The following is a 13053-nucleotide window of genomic DNA, read 5'->3' as shown; positions in this document are numbered from 1 at the left end:
TGAGGGTTGACAGTGGCCCGGATCCGGGCCGGTGCCGGTCCGACTAAGGGGTCTCCCATCAGCAGCTTCGCCGACAAGACGTTCACGGATCCTGCGCAGATCCGGAACTTCTGCATCATCGCGCACATCGACCACGGTAAGTCGACGCTGGCAGATCGCATGCTTCAGCTCACCGGCGTGGTCGAAGAGCGGGCGATGCGTGCGCAGTACCTGGACCGCATGGACATCGAGCGTGAACGCGGCATCACCATCAAGGCCCAGAACGTTCGTCTGCCCTGGACCGTCGACGGCGAAGAGTTCGTCCTCCACCTCATCGACACACCCGGCCACGTCGACTTCACGTACGAGGTCTCCCGCGCGCTCGAAGCATGTGAGGGTGCAATTCTGCTGGTCGACGCAGCTCAGGGCATCGAAGCTCAGACGCTGGCCAATCTGTACCTGGCGATGGAGAAGGATCTCAAGATCATTCCCGTCCTCAACAAGATCGACCTCCCGGCCGCGGATCCCGACCGCTATGCCGAAGAGATTGCGCACATCACCGGCTGCGAGCCAGGCGATGTCCTGCGCGTCTCGGGCAAGACCGGCGTGGGCGTCAAGGAACTGCTCGACGAGGTGATCAAGCAGGTACCTGCACCCGTCGGCGATGCAGACGGCCCCGCCCGCGCGATGATCTTCGACTCCGTTTACGACGCGTACCGCGGCGTGGTCACCTACGTGCGTGTGGTCGACGGTCGGATCCGTCCCCGCGAGAAGATCACGATGATGTCCACGGGCACCACACACGAACTGCTCGAGGTCGGCATCATCTCGCCCGAGCCGAAGGCCAGTATCGGTCTGGGCGTCGGCGAGGTGGGCTACCTCATCACGGGTGTGAAGGACGTCCGCCAGTCGCGCGTCGGTGACACCGTCACCACAACCCGCAACGGCGCGACCGAACCGCTGGTCGGCTATCGCGATCCGAAGCCGATGGTCTATTCCGGTCTCTACCCGATGGACGGCTCGGACTACCCGGTGCTGCGCGACGCTCTCGACAAGCTCCGTCTCAACGACGCGGCCCTGGCGTACGAGCCGGAGACGTCGGTTGCCCTCGGATTCGGCTTCCGCTGCGGCTTCCTCGGCCTGCTGCACATGGAGATCACCCGCGACCGCCTCGAACGTGAGTTCGGCCTCGAACTGATTTCCACTGCGCCCAACGTCGTCTACCGCGTCGTGATGGAGGACGGGGCCGAGGTCATCGTCACCAACCCGTCGTACTGGCCGGAAGGCAAGGTGCGCGAGGTCTACGAGCCTGTCGCCAAGTGCACCGTCATCGCCCCGAGCGAGTACGTCGGCGCCATCATGGAGCTGTGCCAGTCCCGTCGCGGTGAGCTCGGCGGCATGGACTACCTCTCCGAGACTCGCGTCGAACTGCGCTACGAACTGCCCATGGGCGAGATCATGTTCGACTTCTTCGACGCCCTCAAGTCCCGCACCAAGGGATACGCCAGCCTCGATTACGAGGAGGCCGGTGAGCAGCAGGCCGACCTGGTGAAGGTCGACATCCTTCTGCAGGGCGAGGCCGTCGACGCGTTCTCGTCGATCGTGCACCGCTCCAACGCCGGTGCCTACGGCGGACGCATGACGTCGAAGCTTCGTGAGCTGATTCCGCGCCAGCAGTTCGAGGTTCCGATTCAGGCTGCGATCGGCGCGAAGATCATCTCGCGCGAGAACATTCGCGCAATCCGCAAGGACGTTCTTGCCAAGTGCTACGGCGGCGACATCAGCCGTAAGCGCAAGCTGCTCGAGAAGCAGAAGGAAGGCAAGAAGCGCATGAAGACCATCGGTCGCGTCGAGGTGCCGCAGGAAGCATTCGTGGCGGCCCTGACGTCGGAATCGGTCGGCGAGAAGCCCAAGAAGTAGGAGCGCATGGTCACCACCTGGTTGTCCCGAGAGTTCGGAATCGAAATCCCGGTTCTCGGGGCGCCCATGGGTGGTCGCGCGGGCGGCGCGCTCGCCGGAGCTGTTTCGGCGGCCGGTGGGTTGGGTCTGCTCGGTGCGGCCCGGTACAACACACCGGAGTGGATCGAGGCCGAAGCCGAAGTGGCCCGCTCGATCGGCGGAAAGTTCGGCGTCGGCCTGATGACGTGGTCGCTGCCCGAGAACGAGTTGATGCTCGACGCTGCGATTGCCGTCGAGCCGAGCATGATCACCTTGTCGTTCGGTGATCCCGCCGCGTATGTCGGACGAATCCACGATGCGGGCATTCCCGTTGTGTCACAGATCAATACGCTCGCGGACCTTCGCATTGTCGAGGCCGCAGGTGTCGACGCTGTGATCGCGCAAGGCGGTGAGGCAGGCGGCCACACGGGCCGGATCGGCACCTTGCCGCTGCTGCAGGAGATCCTCGAAGCGACATCACTTCCGGTGCTGGCAGCCGGCGGAATCGGAACCGGACGCGGTTTGGCCGCCGTCCTGGCAGCCGGCGGCGAAGGCGTGATGATCGGAACGGCGCTGCTCGCCAGCCCGGAGACGGTCGGGCCGGACTATGCCCGCGACCGCGTCGTCGAAGCCGGAAGTGCGGACACGATTTACACCTCGGTATTCGACCGAGCGCGCAGTCAACCATGGCCGCAGCGGTGGGGTGGCCGCGCGGTGGCCAACGAGTTCACTGCCGCGTGGCACGGAGTCGACGCCGACGAGGAAACGCTGGCACAGGCGTACGACCCGTCGGATCCGCACAGCGGAGTCGTCTACGCCGGAGAAGCTGTCGGACTCGTGCACGGAACCCATCCGGCCGGCGACGTGGTTCGACGCATCGGCGCCGATGCGGAGCGTCTGCTCTGTCGTTTCGCCTGAAAGCAAGGTCGGACACAGCCGGGTCCCATATGAGAAGGTAAGCCTCTACTAACTAGTGGAGGAGTATTTTCGTGCGTGCGATGAAGTTCTCGGCGGTGGCTCTCTTGGGAGCACTGGTCGTAGGTATCAGTGGATGTTCGTCCTCGGACGCCGACGAGATCGCGGACGGTCGGGTCACCACGATCGATCACAAGTTCGGCGCCACCACGATCACCGGGACGCCGACGCGTATCGTCGCGGCCGACACCCAGTGGCTCGACGCTCTGCTCGAACTCGGAATCCAGCCGGTGGGGTACCTGGCTGCCGGCCCGATGGGCGACGAGCGTGGCCTGTTCCCGTGGGAGAGCGGCGTGGACGCGTCGGCGAAGGAACTTGATCGCTCGGCGATCCAGCAGTTCGGTGTCCCGCTCAAAGCAGAAGAAATTGCAGCCTTGGATCCGGATCTGATTCTCGGCGGGTTCTCCGTCGCCGATCAAGACGATTTCGACCAGTTGAGCAAGATCGCTCCGACAATTGCCGGTCTGTCCGACGTCCAGGTCGATCCGTGGCAGGACCAGGTTGACATTCTCGGTCGAGTTCTCGACAAGGAGTCGCGCGCCGACGAGATCGTCGAGACGACAAACGGGCAGATCGATGCGCTCGCACAGCGACTGCCAGGCCTGAAGGGCAAGACGGCGCTTCTGTCGCAGTACGTCTTCCCGACGTCGCAGTTGGTGATCGTCGCCGATCCCAAGGACGGCGCATCGGGATTGTTCACTAGCCTGGGAATGTCGTTGCCGCCCAAGCTGGTCGAAGAGGCGGGCGTTACCGGTGGCCGGCTGATGCTCAGCCCTGAACGGGTCGACGCTCTGAGCGCCGACGTCGTGGTGTTACTGCCGAACGGCGGAACGCTGGAAGACATGATGAAGCTGCCGGGGTTCGCCGACCTACCCGCAGTCAAGAGTGGCGGTCTGGCGATCGTCGACTATCCGACAGTTGCCGGGTTGAACACTCCGTCGTCGCTGTCGCTGAAGTACTCGCTCGAATCGATCACGCCGCAGCTCGAAGCGGTAGCCGGCTAGCATTGCTGTGCGCCTTTATTAACCGCGGGCGGTTAATAAAGGCGCACAGCAGGGGGTCTAGGTCGCGTTGTGCGCGGGCTGGAAAGCTCCGGCTTCAGCAGCTTCCTCGGCGCGGATCACGTGGACCACGGCGTTGATCAGCGCCAGGTGTGTGAACGCCTGAGGGAAGTTACCCAGATGACGACCGGTGTGGGCGTCGATCTCTTCGGCGTACAGCTTGAGCGGGCTCGCGAACCCGAGCAGGCGCTCGCAGAGATGCTTTGCCCGATCCAGTTCGCCGATCTCGACGAGGGCGGAGACGAGCCAGAAGGAACAGATGGTGAACGTGCCCTCCTCTCCGCTCAATCCGTCGTCGGTGGTGTCGACGCGATAGCGCAGGACCAACCCCTCCTCGGTGAGCTCGTCGGCGATCGCCAGCACCGTTGCCCGGATGCGCGGATCGTCGGCCGGCAGGAAGCGCAGCAGCGGTGCCAACAAGAGCGACGCGTCGAGTGAATCGTGGCCGTACCGCTGCGTCAGAACTCCACGCGAGTCGACTCCGTGCGCGAGGATGTCGGCCTTGATCTCGTCGGCGATGGCCGTCCATTGCTGCGCAAAGCTCTTCTCGCCCTGCATCTCCGCCAGCTTGGCGCCGCGATCGAGTGCGACCCAGCACATGATCTTCGACGACGTGAAGTGCTGTGGTTCACCGCGCACCTCCCAGATCCCACGGTCGGGTTGGCGCCAGTGCTTGATCGCTTCTTCGACCTGCTTCTTGAGTAGCGGCCACAGCGCTTCGGGGACACGCTCGCGGGTACGGATGTGGAGATACACCGAGTCGAGCATGGTGCCCCAGATGTCGTGCTGCTGTTGATCGAATGCGCCGTTGCCGATGCGCACCGGACGGGCACCGTCGTATCCGGAGAGATGGTTGAGTTCGGATTCCTCGAGTGTGCGCTCGCCGCCGATGCCGTACATCACCTGCAAGGGATGTGGCTGACCGTTGTCCGAACTCGACACGTCGTAGATGAAGTTGAAGAAGTCGTTGGCCTCACGGTCCAACCCGAGCGTGTAGAGGCCCCACAGTGCGAAGGTGGAATCGCGAACCCACGCGTAGCGGTAGTCCCAGTTACGTTCTCCGCCTGGTGTTTCCGGTAGCGACGTTGTCGAAGCCGCGAGCAAGGCTCCGGTCGGTGCGTAGGTGAGCCCCTTGAGGGTGAGCGCACTGCGCTGCAGAAATCCGCGCCACGGGTGATCGGGGAACTTGCCGATCGTCACCCACTCGCGCCACGACTTGGACGTCTGCCACATCTTGTCGGCGGCCTCGTCGAACGTCTGCGGCGCGGGAAGATCCGACCACGAGAGCGCGACGTACACGTTGTCGCCTTCGACCAGTCGCGTCCGGGCCCGTGCCTCACGACCTTCCAGGCCCAGTCGTAGGTCGGTGGTCAAGCGCAGAGTTGGGTGGTCTCCGGGCTTGGCGGAGCGACACGTTGCCGTTGCTTCCTCGTAGACCTTTCCGGTGTACTCCCAATTTGCCGTGCCGCGGTGATAGTCGAACGCGGGCTCGCAACTCATCTCGAGTTCAACGGTGCCGCTGACGCATTTGACCGTACGGAGAAGGGTGTGTTCGGCATCCCAGTCTGTGGGTGTGCGCTTGTGGGTGTTCGATCGCTTGTCGACGTTGTGCCAGGGACCGAGAACCAGGGCGTCGCGAACGACGAGCCAGCCGGTCTCGGTCTGCCAGGTGGTCTCGAGAATGAGTCCACCCGGCAGATAGCGCCGAGCGGCCGGCACGTTCTGGCCGTAGGGGCCAATACGGAAATGGCCTGCGCTGCGGTCGAGGATGGCACCGAACACGCTGGGGGAGTCCGGGCGGGGAACGCACATCCACTCGACAGATCCGTTACGGGCAATCAGGCACGAGGTTTCGCAATCGGAAAGAAACGCGTAGTCGTCGATAGGGGGAAAGTTGCTTCGATGGTGACCCGTGGAGGCGGGAGGAATAGTCTGCACCACTTCGTCGTCAGCACTCATTCGGCCATCATCCGGCCAGAATCGACACACGTCCAATCCACACGCTGTCGGGCCCGTATCGTCCGAAGGATAGGGTGTTGGCGTGGATCGGATAGCGGATTGGTGGGACAGCTTCGAGCTGTGGATGGCGGGGCTCCCGTTCATCCCGCAGGTCGCGTTGGTCCTGATCGTCGTCGTTCCGCTGTGCCGCCTGGTGGCCGTCGGTCTGGATCGCGCGTTGGCCGCTGTTCTCGCTCTGCCGCTCTTCGGCTGGTTGCGTAGGAATTCTCGAGAAGTAGAGGAAAGCTGATGCCCCGCTCACGGGTCACTCTCGCCCTGATAGCCCTGATTCTCCTCGTGATCGTCGCGTGGCTTCTCACCCGTTAGTTCTCCCGATTAGAGCGGGCGCCGGTGCTCTGCTAAAGTCCACCGCGTGTCCGAAGCAACAGCTCCCGTAATCCGCCATCAGTTGGCGTTGATTGCTGTCGGCATGCTCGACGTCGCTGACGTCGCCTGTTGTTGATTTCCTGAGTTCGACCTCTCCGGTGGTGCTGCGCACCCCACTCGAACTTCTCTGCGCGTAACTCGCGCCCCCGATTCAGGGCTCATTGCCCGTCGGCTCTCCATGTCTGAACATCCCGATGGAATCAGCCCCAGAGGTCTCGGACTTGTCGTTTGACCAACCCTCGTTTGTCAGTCCTTTCAGGAAGGTATCTGCAATGAAACGCCGTTCCCGCACACTTCTCACTGCTATCGCGACCATGGGGGCCGTGGTACTCACAGCGTGCAGTGGTGGCTCGAGCGACACCGTGGGTGGTGACAGCGCCGCCAGCGACGGTAGCGCCGGCACGATCAACCTGTTCGCCTACGCCGTGCCGAAGCCCGGCTTCGACAAGCTCACCGCAGCCTTCCAGGCGACAGACGAGGGCAAGAACGTCAACTTCAATCCTTCGTACGGCGCCTCGGGCGACCAGTCGCGCAAGGTGAAGGACGGCGCCGAGGCAGACTTCGTCAACTTCTCCGTCGAGCCCGACATCACCCGCCTGGTCGATGCCGGTCTGGTCGATCAGAACTGGAACCAGGACGCCTACAACGGAATTCCGTTCGGATCGGTAGTCACCATCGTGACGCGTCCGGGGAACCCGAAGGGCATCAAGGACTGGGACGACCTGCTTCAGCCCGGCCTCGAGGTCGTCACGCCGAACCCGTTCAGCTCCGGCTCGGCCAAGTGGAACCTCTTGGCGCCGTACGCCGCCAAGAGCGACGATGGCAAGAACCCGCAGGCGGGTCTCGACTACGTCACCGCCTTGGTCAACGATCACGTCAAGATCCAGCCCAAGTCGGGACGCGAGGCTTCGGAAGCCTTCCTGCAGGGCAGCGGTGACGTTCTGATCAGCTACGAGAACGAGGCACTGTTCATCGAAGGCAACGGCGACCCGGTCGAGCACGTCACCCCGCCCACGACCTTCAAGATCGAGAACCCGGTTGCCGTGATCTCGAACAGCAAGGTCCTCGACAAGGCGACCGCGTTCAAGGACTACCTGTACACGACCGAGGGTCAGACGCTCTGGGCCGAAGCAGGATTCCGTCCCGTTGATCCCGCCGTCGCTGCCAAGTTCACCGACAAGTTCCCCGAGCCGACCAAGCTGTGGACCATCGCAGACCTCGGCGGCTGGAAGGCCGTGGACAGCGCTCTGTTCACCAAGGACACCGGTTCGATCGCAGTGATCTACGACAACGCGACCAAGTAAGACTGACGTGACTGACACTATTGACCCCACCCCCGTGGCTCGTCGGCGAAAACTCGCGCGGGTCACGGGGAGTGTGGGGCCGCTCGGAATCGGAGTGGCCACCCTGTGGCTCTCCGTGATCGTTCTGCTTCCGCTCGCCGCGTTGACCGCCACCGCGTTCGACGAGGGGATCTCCGGATTCTGGGACGCCATCACCGCACCCGTCGCCTTGGCGTCGTTGCGCGTGACGTTGTTGGTCTCGGTGATCGTGGCATTGATCAACGTCGTGATGGGCACGATCATCGCGTGGGTGCTGGTCCGGGACGACTTCCCGGGCAAGCGCATCGTCAACTCGATGATCGATCTGCCGTTCGCGCTACCCACCATCGTGGCGTCGATCGTGCTGCTGTCTCTCTACGGCCCGCAGTCACCGATCGACATCCACCTCAATGCAACCCAGCCCGGACTGATCGTGGCATTGGCCTTCGTGACCTTGCCGTTCGTGGTTCGCTCGGTGCAGCCGGTGCTGATGGAGGTCGACCGCGAAGTCGAGGAAGCCGCTGCATCGTTGGGGGCTTCCAACTGGACGATCTTTCGTTCCGTCGTTCTTCCGACGCTGGCGCCTGCCGTCATCTCCGGCGCGGGGCTCGCATTCGCCCGAGCGATCGGTGAATACGGCTCGGTCGTTCTGATCGGCGGCAACATCCCACGCGTGACACAGATGACGTCGCAGTACATTCAGCAGCAGATCGAGATCGATCGTCCGACCAACGCCGCTGCCGTCTCGGTAGCGTTGCTGGCCATCGCATTCGTGACGCTGTTCGTCCTGCGAATCTTCGCCTCGCGGGGACAGCGACGTGAGGAGAGTTCCCGATGAACGTGTCCAGAGGATCGAAGATCGGTCTGCGGACCATCGCTCTCGTCTACCTGTTCGTGTTGTTGGTCGTGCCGATCGGTGTGATCCTGACGCGAACGTTCGAGAACGGAATCGGCCCGTTCCTCGAATCGATCACGACACCGGCAGCGATCTCCGCGCTGAATCTTTCGCTGATCATCGTGGCGATCGTGGTCCCGATCAACGTGGTGTTCGGTGTTGTCACGGCTCTGGCACTCGTGCGTGGGCGTTTCCCGGGGCGGGGCGTACTGCAGTCGGTGGTCGACCTGCCCTTCGCAGTCTCGCCCGTCGTCGTCGGTGTGTCGTTGATTCTTCTGTGGGGTGCCAACGGTTGGTTCGGCGGCATCGAATCGTTGGGGTTCAAGGTCATCTTCGGCTTGCCAGGCATGGTGATCGCGACGATTTTCGTGACGCTGCCCTTCGTCGTCCGGGAAGTCGAACCCGTACTTCACGAGATCGGCGACGAGCAGGAACAAGCAGCCGCGACGCTCGGTGCTTCGGGCTGGCAGACGTTCTGGCGGATCACCTTGCCCGCGATCCGTTGGGGCTTGACGTACGGAATCGTGTTGACGGTGGCGCGTTCGCTCGGTGAATTCGGCGCAGTCATCATGGTCTCTTCCGGCTTCCCGGGGGTATCCCAGACACTGACATTGCTGGTGCATTCGCGATACATCGACGACCACAACACTTTTGGTGCGTATTCGGCGGCAACGCTGCTGATGGGCATCGCCATCATTGTCCTGTTGCTGATGACGCTGCTGGACCGTAAGAGGAGCACCACATGATCACAGTGACCGGGGCCCGCAAGAACTACGGTGACTTCGCGGCGCTCGACGACGTGACGGTCAGCATTCCCTCGGGTTCGTTGACGGCATTGCTCGGGCCAAGCGGCTCGGGAAAGTCGACGTTGCTGCGTTCGATCGCAGGGCTCGAAGAGCTCGATTCGGGAACCATCACCATCGCAGGCAAGGACGTCACCGGCGTCTCGCCGCAGAAGCGTGACATCGGTTTCGTGTTCCAGCACTACGCAGCGTTCAAGCACATGACGGTGCGAGACAACGTGGCGTTCGGGCTCAAGATCCGCAAGCGCCCGAAGCCGGAGATCGAGAAGAAGGTCAACGAACTTCTCGAGATCGTCGGCCTCGACGGCTTTCAGCATCGGTACCCCGCGCAGCTGTCCGGTGGTCAACGCCAGCGCATGGCGTTGGCGCGCGCTCTGGCGGTGGATCCGCAGGTGCTCCTGCTCGACGAGCCCTTCGGCGCCCTCGACGCGAAGGTCCGTGCCGACCTGCGCACGTGGTTGCGTCGCCTGCATGACGAGGTGCACGTCACCACCGTCCTGGTCACACACGACCAGGAAGAGGCTCTCGACGTCGCCGACCGCATCGCGGTGCTGAACAAGGGGCGGATCGAGCAGATCGGTGAACCTGCCGACCTGTACGACCGCCCGTCCAACGACTTCGTGATGTCCTTCCTCGGATCCGTCGCGAAGCTCAACGGTCAGTTGGTCCGTCCGCACGACATCCGTCTCGGCCGCGATCCGAGCATGGCTCTCGCTCAGGAGTCCGGAACGGCCGAGTCCCTCGGCGTCACACGCGCAACCGTCGAGCGCGTCGTGTATCTCGGCTTCGAGGTTCGAGTCGACCTGCGCAACGAGGCAACCGGTGAGTTGTTCTCGGCTCAGGTCACCCGCGGTGACAGTGCAGCTCTGCACCTCGAGGCGGGGGAGACGGTCTACGCCCGGGCTACTCGGGTGCCGGATCTGCCGGAGACTCCGGTGGTGACGCCGGAGCAGGAGCCGGTGACGGTGAGCGTCGTCGGCCAGGTATGACCTGCTTGCCCTGTTTGACCTGTTTCACCCCCACTCCTGTTTGAGCGAACGGCACTTTCGGTCTCCTGATGGCGCCGAAAGTGCCGTTCGCTCAGAGTTGGGGGTCGGGGGCAACACCGAGACGAGTTCAGCCCTCTCGGCAGACGAGGACCGGGCATTGGGCGTGGTGGATGAGGCTCTGACTGGTCGATCCGACTATCGACGCCATGAACGGGCTGCGGCCGTGGCTACCGACGACTACGAGTTGCGCTTCCGCTGAATGCTCGAGCAGTGCCTTCATCGGTCCGCTGCGCTGGACACTCCGGGTGACTTCGACATCGGGGTACTTCTCCGTCCAGCCGGCGAGGCACTCGGACAGCAGAGCGTGCTCATGCTGTTCGTACGGTCCCCAGTCGACGAAGCGCCTGGCTTCGGAGTACCCGCCGAGCGAGGCGTGCTCGTTCCAGGTGTGGACCGCAACCAAGGGCGCGCCGAGGAACGCGGCAAACTCGAAAGCATGCGCGACGGCGAGTTCGCTGAGCTTGCTTCCGTCGACGCCGACGACGATGGGCCTGGTGTCGGCTACCGCGTGCTCGCCGGTACCGCGGAACACCGTCACGGGGCAGTGCGCCCGGTTGACCACTCGAATGGTGTCGGAACCGAGAAACACCGATTGCATTTCGCTGGTACCGGCCTGACCAAGTGCAACGATGCGAGCGGATTTCGAAAGTTCGACGAGTGTGGTTGCGGGAGTGCCGGTCACGAGGCCGCGTTCGACGGTGACGTCGGTGTGATCGTCGCGAATGGCGTCCTCGGCCTCGTCGAGTAACTTTGCACCCTCGACGCGAAGGTGGTGGTCGAACATCTCTTCGTCGGTGACGTTGGTACCGCCACCTGACTCGGGTTGTCCCGGCAGAACGTGGGTCAGTCGCAATGGTTCGTCGAATCTCTTTGCAGCCGATGCTGCCCACCTCGCGGCGTTGACCGCGCTTGCCGAGCCGTCGATGCCGGCCACGATTCCGTGTCGAACAGATGCACTGGTCATGGAAGTCTCCTCGCGTCGCCTCCCTACCAGTGTGTCCCTGGTCACCCCGGGTTCGCTACAAACTCGTCAGCTCCCGCGGTGCGAGAACGTCGGTAGGCACTGCTGCGCGAGTTCGACGCGGGCGCAACGACAACAGAGCGGTGATGAATCCGTTACCGGGCAGTGTCAATTCCACGTTCTTCAACACGGTTCGGCGCATCAACGCGAGCAGGGCTGCGACGCCGGTGACTGCCATCCACATCGGCAGCGGGTACAGCGTCAAGCGTTCACCCAAGCCGAAAGTGAGGGTTCGTCCGAGAAGCAGTACGGCGCCGACGATTCCGGTGGCCGCGCACAGTCCCGACCATACTGCGATCCATTTGCTGTGCTTCCAGAATTGAATTGCCATGAGTACGAGAACGGCATGACGGGCGACGAAGCCGGGAAGTACTGCGGTCCAGTGAACGAAGGTCCCGTCGTTGGCCGGGAAGAGGCCGGTAGCCGCGGTGCTCAGTGCAACGACGACGGCAAGGCCGAGAATCCACTTTTTCGCACGACCGTCCGGAATGTACTTGTGCAGCAAGGCTGCACCGAGGATGGTGAGCGCGCCGAGGATCATGAAGGCCGCGTTCATGACGTCGTGCATCGGCGAACACGAATCCACGCTGCATGTCGTCACGCCCAGCGAACTGATGGAGTCACGCGCGAAGCTGTACGGCGTCTTCCAGGCTCCGGCCGTGAAGATCTCGACAAGCAGGTAGAGCACCGACAGGACCCAGGCGGTGCCGGCTGTGCCGAGGCGAAGATTGTGAGTGATGGTGTTCCCTCTCGCGGCGCTCTGAGGGGATTGCACCCAAAGATCTGTTTCGCAGGCGAAGGATGAACCTTCGCAGGCTGGACAGATCCAACACTACGGTAACAATCTGATAACGGCCTGTGAAACCGGATCAGGCGGAGCGGACCAGAGGGTCGGGTAGTGCATCAGCGACTTGTCGGTAACGGTCGATCATCGTTTCGATCAGTAGAGAGTGCCCACCGATCGTTTCGGCGAAACGCGCGCGCGGACATACCGTTGCTGCTGCAGCGCTGAGTCGGTCGGTCAGTAGGCCGGGAGCCAAGAACCAGGGTGCGACGACAACGCGTTCGGCGCCGTTCTGCTCGAGAGCGGAGATCGCCTGGGCAACTGTTGGTTCCGCGGATGTCGCGAAACAGATTCGAACGCCCGACCAGTTGGTTCCGCTCAGGAGAGTGGACGTCAGTTCTGCGGTCGCGGCGTTGGCACGCGCGTCGGACGAGCCGACTGCCGCAAGAGCGACACCGACCGACGGATCGTCCGGCCGGGCGCCCGCTTCGAGGATTCGCTCGCGCACTGCCTCGATAAGCCGAGCATCGCGACCTAGTACGTCTGCTTGGAACATGGTCAGTTGGGGGTGGCGTGTCGCGGCAGCAGCCAAGAGCCCGGGCAGATCTACCCGAGCGTGGAAGGCGTTGCCCAGCAGCATCGGAACAACAACGGCGTGAGTGTGGCCGTCGTGTGCAACTCCGTCCAGGACCTGATCGATGGACGGTGCATTGAGATCGAGAAACGCCAGCCGGACATCGAGGTCTGGCCGGGCTTCACGAAGAGCCGCCACGGCAGCCGCGATCACCCGAGCAGAACGGGGATCACGGCTGCCGTGCGCAACAGCAATGAGCGGAACCAT

13 protein-coding genes are annotated in these 13053 nt (G+C 63.2%); 9 read left to right on the top strand and 4 right to left on the bottom strand.

Annotated features, from left to right (window positions below):
- Nucleotides 1-6: 6 nt before the first annotated feature.
- The 3 genes from lepA to GJB56_RS10985 all read left to right on the top strand — a co-directional run bounded on the left by lepA (nucleotide 7) and on the right by GJB56_RS10985 (nucleotide 3896).
- Nucleotides 7-1899 (top strand): translation elongation factor 4, encoded by a 1893-nt coding sequence (gene lepA, locus GJB56_RS10995; RefSeq protein ID WP_113683727.1) that lies wholly within the window; start codon nucleotides 7-9, stop codon nucleotides 1897-1899.
- A 6-nt stretch (nucleotides 1900-1905) separates the two neighbouring features.
- Entirely contained in the window at nucleotides 1906-2835 is a 930-nt protein-coding gene (locus GJB56_RS10990; RefSeq protein ID WP_113683726.1) for an NAD(P)H-dependent flavin oxidoreductase, read from the top strand.
- Between the two features lie 80 nt (nucleotides 2836-2915).
- Nucleotides 2916-3896 (top strand): ABC transporter substrate-binding protein, encoded by a 981-nt coding sequence (locus GJB56_RS10985; protein WP_230091215.1) that lies wholly within the window; start codon nucleotides 2916-2918, stop codon nucleotides 3894-3896.
- A gap of 57 nt (nucleotides 3897-3953) precedes the next feature.
- Here GJB56_RS10985 and GJB56_RS10980 read toward each other — a convergent pair whose 3' ends face one another.
- Nucleotides 3954-5912: a glycoside hydrolase family 15 protein gene (locus GJB56_RS10980; RefSeq protein ID WP_113683724.1), complete on the bottom strand. Its 1959-nt coding sequence runs from the start codon at nucleotides 5910-5912 to the stop codon at nucleotides 3954-3956.
- Between the two features lie 82 nt (nucleotides 5913-5994).
- Here GJB56_RS10980 and GJB56_RS10975 point away from each other — a divergent pair, with 82 nt between their 5' ends.
- The 6 genes from GJB56_RS10975 (at nucleotide 5995) to GJB56_RS10955 (ending at nucleotide 10347) form a co-directional block, all read left to right on the top strand.
- Nucleotides 5995-6201: a hypothetical protein gene (locus tag GJB56_RS10975; protein ID WP_019749040.1), complete on the top strand. Its 207-nt coding sequence runs from the start codon at nucleotides 5995-5997 to the stop codon at nucleotides 6199-6201.
- Between the two features lie 123 nt (nucleotides 6202-6324).
- The gene (locus GJB56_RS31980) at nucleotides 6325-6414 is read left to right on the top strand and encodes an Ms4533A family Cys-rich leader peptide (protein WP_309599318.1); all 90 of its coding nucleotides are present in this window, start codon (nucleotides 6325-6327) and stop codon (nucleotides 6412-6414) included.
- Nucleotides 6415-6610: 196 nt separating this feature from the next.
- Nucleotides 6611-7642, top strand: coding sequence for a sulfate ABC transporter substrate-binding protein (locus GJB56_RS10970; protein WP_113683723.1), 1032 nt, complete (start codon nucleotides 6611-6613; stop codon nucleotides 7640-7642).
- A gap of 7 nt (nucleotides 7643-7649) precedes the next feature.
- Nucleotides 7650-8498: a sulfate ABC transporter permease subunit CysT gene (gene cysT, locus GJB56_RS10965; protein WP_003944556.1), complete on the top strand. Its 849-nt coding sequence runs from the start codon at nucleotides 7650-7652 to the stop codon at nucleotides 8496-8498.
- Nucleotides 8495-9301 (top strand): sulfate ABC transporter permease subunit CysW, encoded by an 807-nt coding sequence (cysW, locus tag GJB56_RS10960; RefSeq protein WP_003944503.1) that lies wholly within the window; start codon nucleotides 8495-8497, stop codon nucleotides 9299-9301. Before cysT ends, cysW begins: the two co-directional genes overlap by 4 nt.
- Nucleotides 9298-10347 carry a sulfate/molybdate ABC transporter ATP-binding protein gene (locus GJB56_RS10955; RefSeq protein WP_113683722.1) on the top strand — a complete coding sequence of 350 codons (1050 nt, stop codon included), beginning with the start codon at nucleotides 9298-9300 and terminating at the stop codon, nucleotides 10345-10347. The genes cysW and GJB56_RS10955 overlap by 4 nt, the downstream gene beginning before the upstream one ends.
- Before the next feature lie 127 nt (nucleotides 10348-10474).
- Here the strand turns inward: GJB56_RS10955 and GJB56_RS10950 are convergent, their stop codons facing one another.
- From GJB56_RS10950 to GJB56_RS10940, 3 genes are all read right to left on the bottom strand, one after another.
- Nucleotides 10475-11371: a universal stress protein gene (locus tag GJB56_RS10950; RefSeq protein ID WP_113683721.1), complete on the bottom strand. Its 897-nt coding sequence runs from the start codon at nucleotides 11369-11371 to the stop codon at nucleotides 10475-10477.
- Nucleotides 11372-11426: 55 nt separating this feature from the next.
- Nucleotides 11427-12203, bottom strand: a complete 777-nt coding sequence (locus GJB56_RS10945) for a DUF998 domain-containing protein (RefSeq protein ID WP_020908202.1) — start codon at nucleotides 12201-12203, stop codon at nucleotides 11427-11429.
- Between the two features lie 94 nt (nucleotides 12204-12297).
- On the bottom strand, nucleotides 12298-13053 hold the full coding sequence (locus tag GJB56_RS10940) for a sirohydrochlorin chelatase (RefSeq protein ID WP_113683720.1): 756 nt from the start codon (nucleotides 13051-13053) through the stop codon (nucleotides 12298-12300).

Source organism: Rhodococcus sp. AQ5-07, assembly GCF_009707305.1.
Classification (GTDB): domain Bacteria; phylum Actinomycetota; class Actinomycetes; order Mycobacteriales; family Mycobacteriaceae; genus Rhodococcus_F; species Rhodococcus_F erythropolis.
This window is presented reverse-complemented; position numbering and strand designations above follow the sequence as displayed.

Excerpts from the sequence above, each read along its gene's own strand:
- GJB56_RS10990 (WP_113683726.1), top strand. The coding sequence starts at position 1,906 with ATGGTCACCACCTGGTTGTCCCGAGAGTTCGGAATCGAAATCCCGGTT.
- GJB56_RS10985 (WP_230091215.1), top strand. The coding sequence starts at position 2,916 with ATGAAGTTCTCGGCGGTGGCTCTCTTGGGAGCACTGGTCGTAGGTATC.
- GJB56_RS10980 (WP_113683724.1), bottom strand. The coding sequence starts at position 5,912 with ATGAGTGCTGACGACGAAGTGGTGCAGACTATTCCTCCCGCCTCCACG.
- GJB56_RS10970 (WP_113683723.1), top strand. The coding sequence starts at position 6,611 with ATGAAACGCCGTTCCCGCACACTTCTCACTGCTATCGCGACCATGGGG.
- cysW (WP_003944503.1), top strand. The coding sequence starts at position 8,495 with ATGAACGTGTCCAGAGGATCGAAGATCGGTCTGCGGACCATCGCTCTC.
- GJB56_RS10955 (WP_113683722.1), top strand. The coding sequence starts at position 9,298 with ATGATCACAGTGACCGGGGCCCGCAAGAACTACGGTGACTTCGCGGCG.
- GJB56_RS10950 (WP_113683721.1), bottom strand. The coding sequence starts at position 11,371 with ATGACCAGTGCATCTGTTCGACACGGAATCGTGGCCGGCATCGACGGC.
- GJB56_RS10940 (WP_113683720.1), bottom strand. The coding sequence starts at position 13,053 with ATGGTTCCGCTCATTGCTGTTGCGCACGGCAGCCGTGATCCCCGTTCT.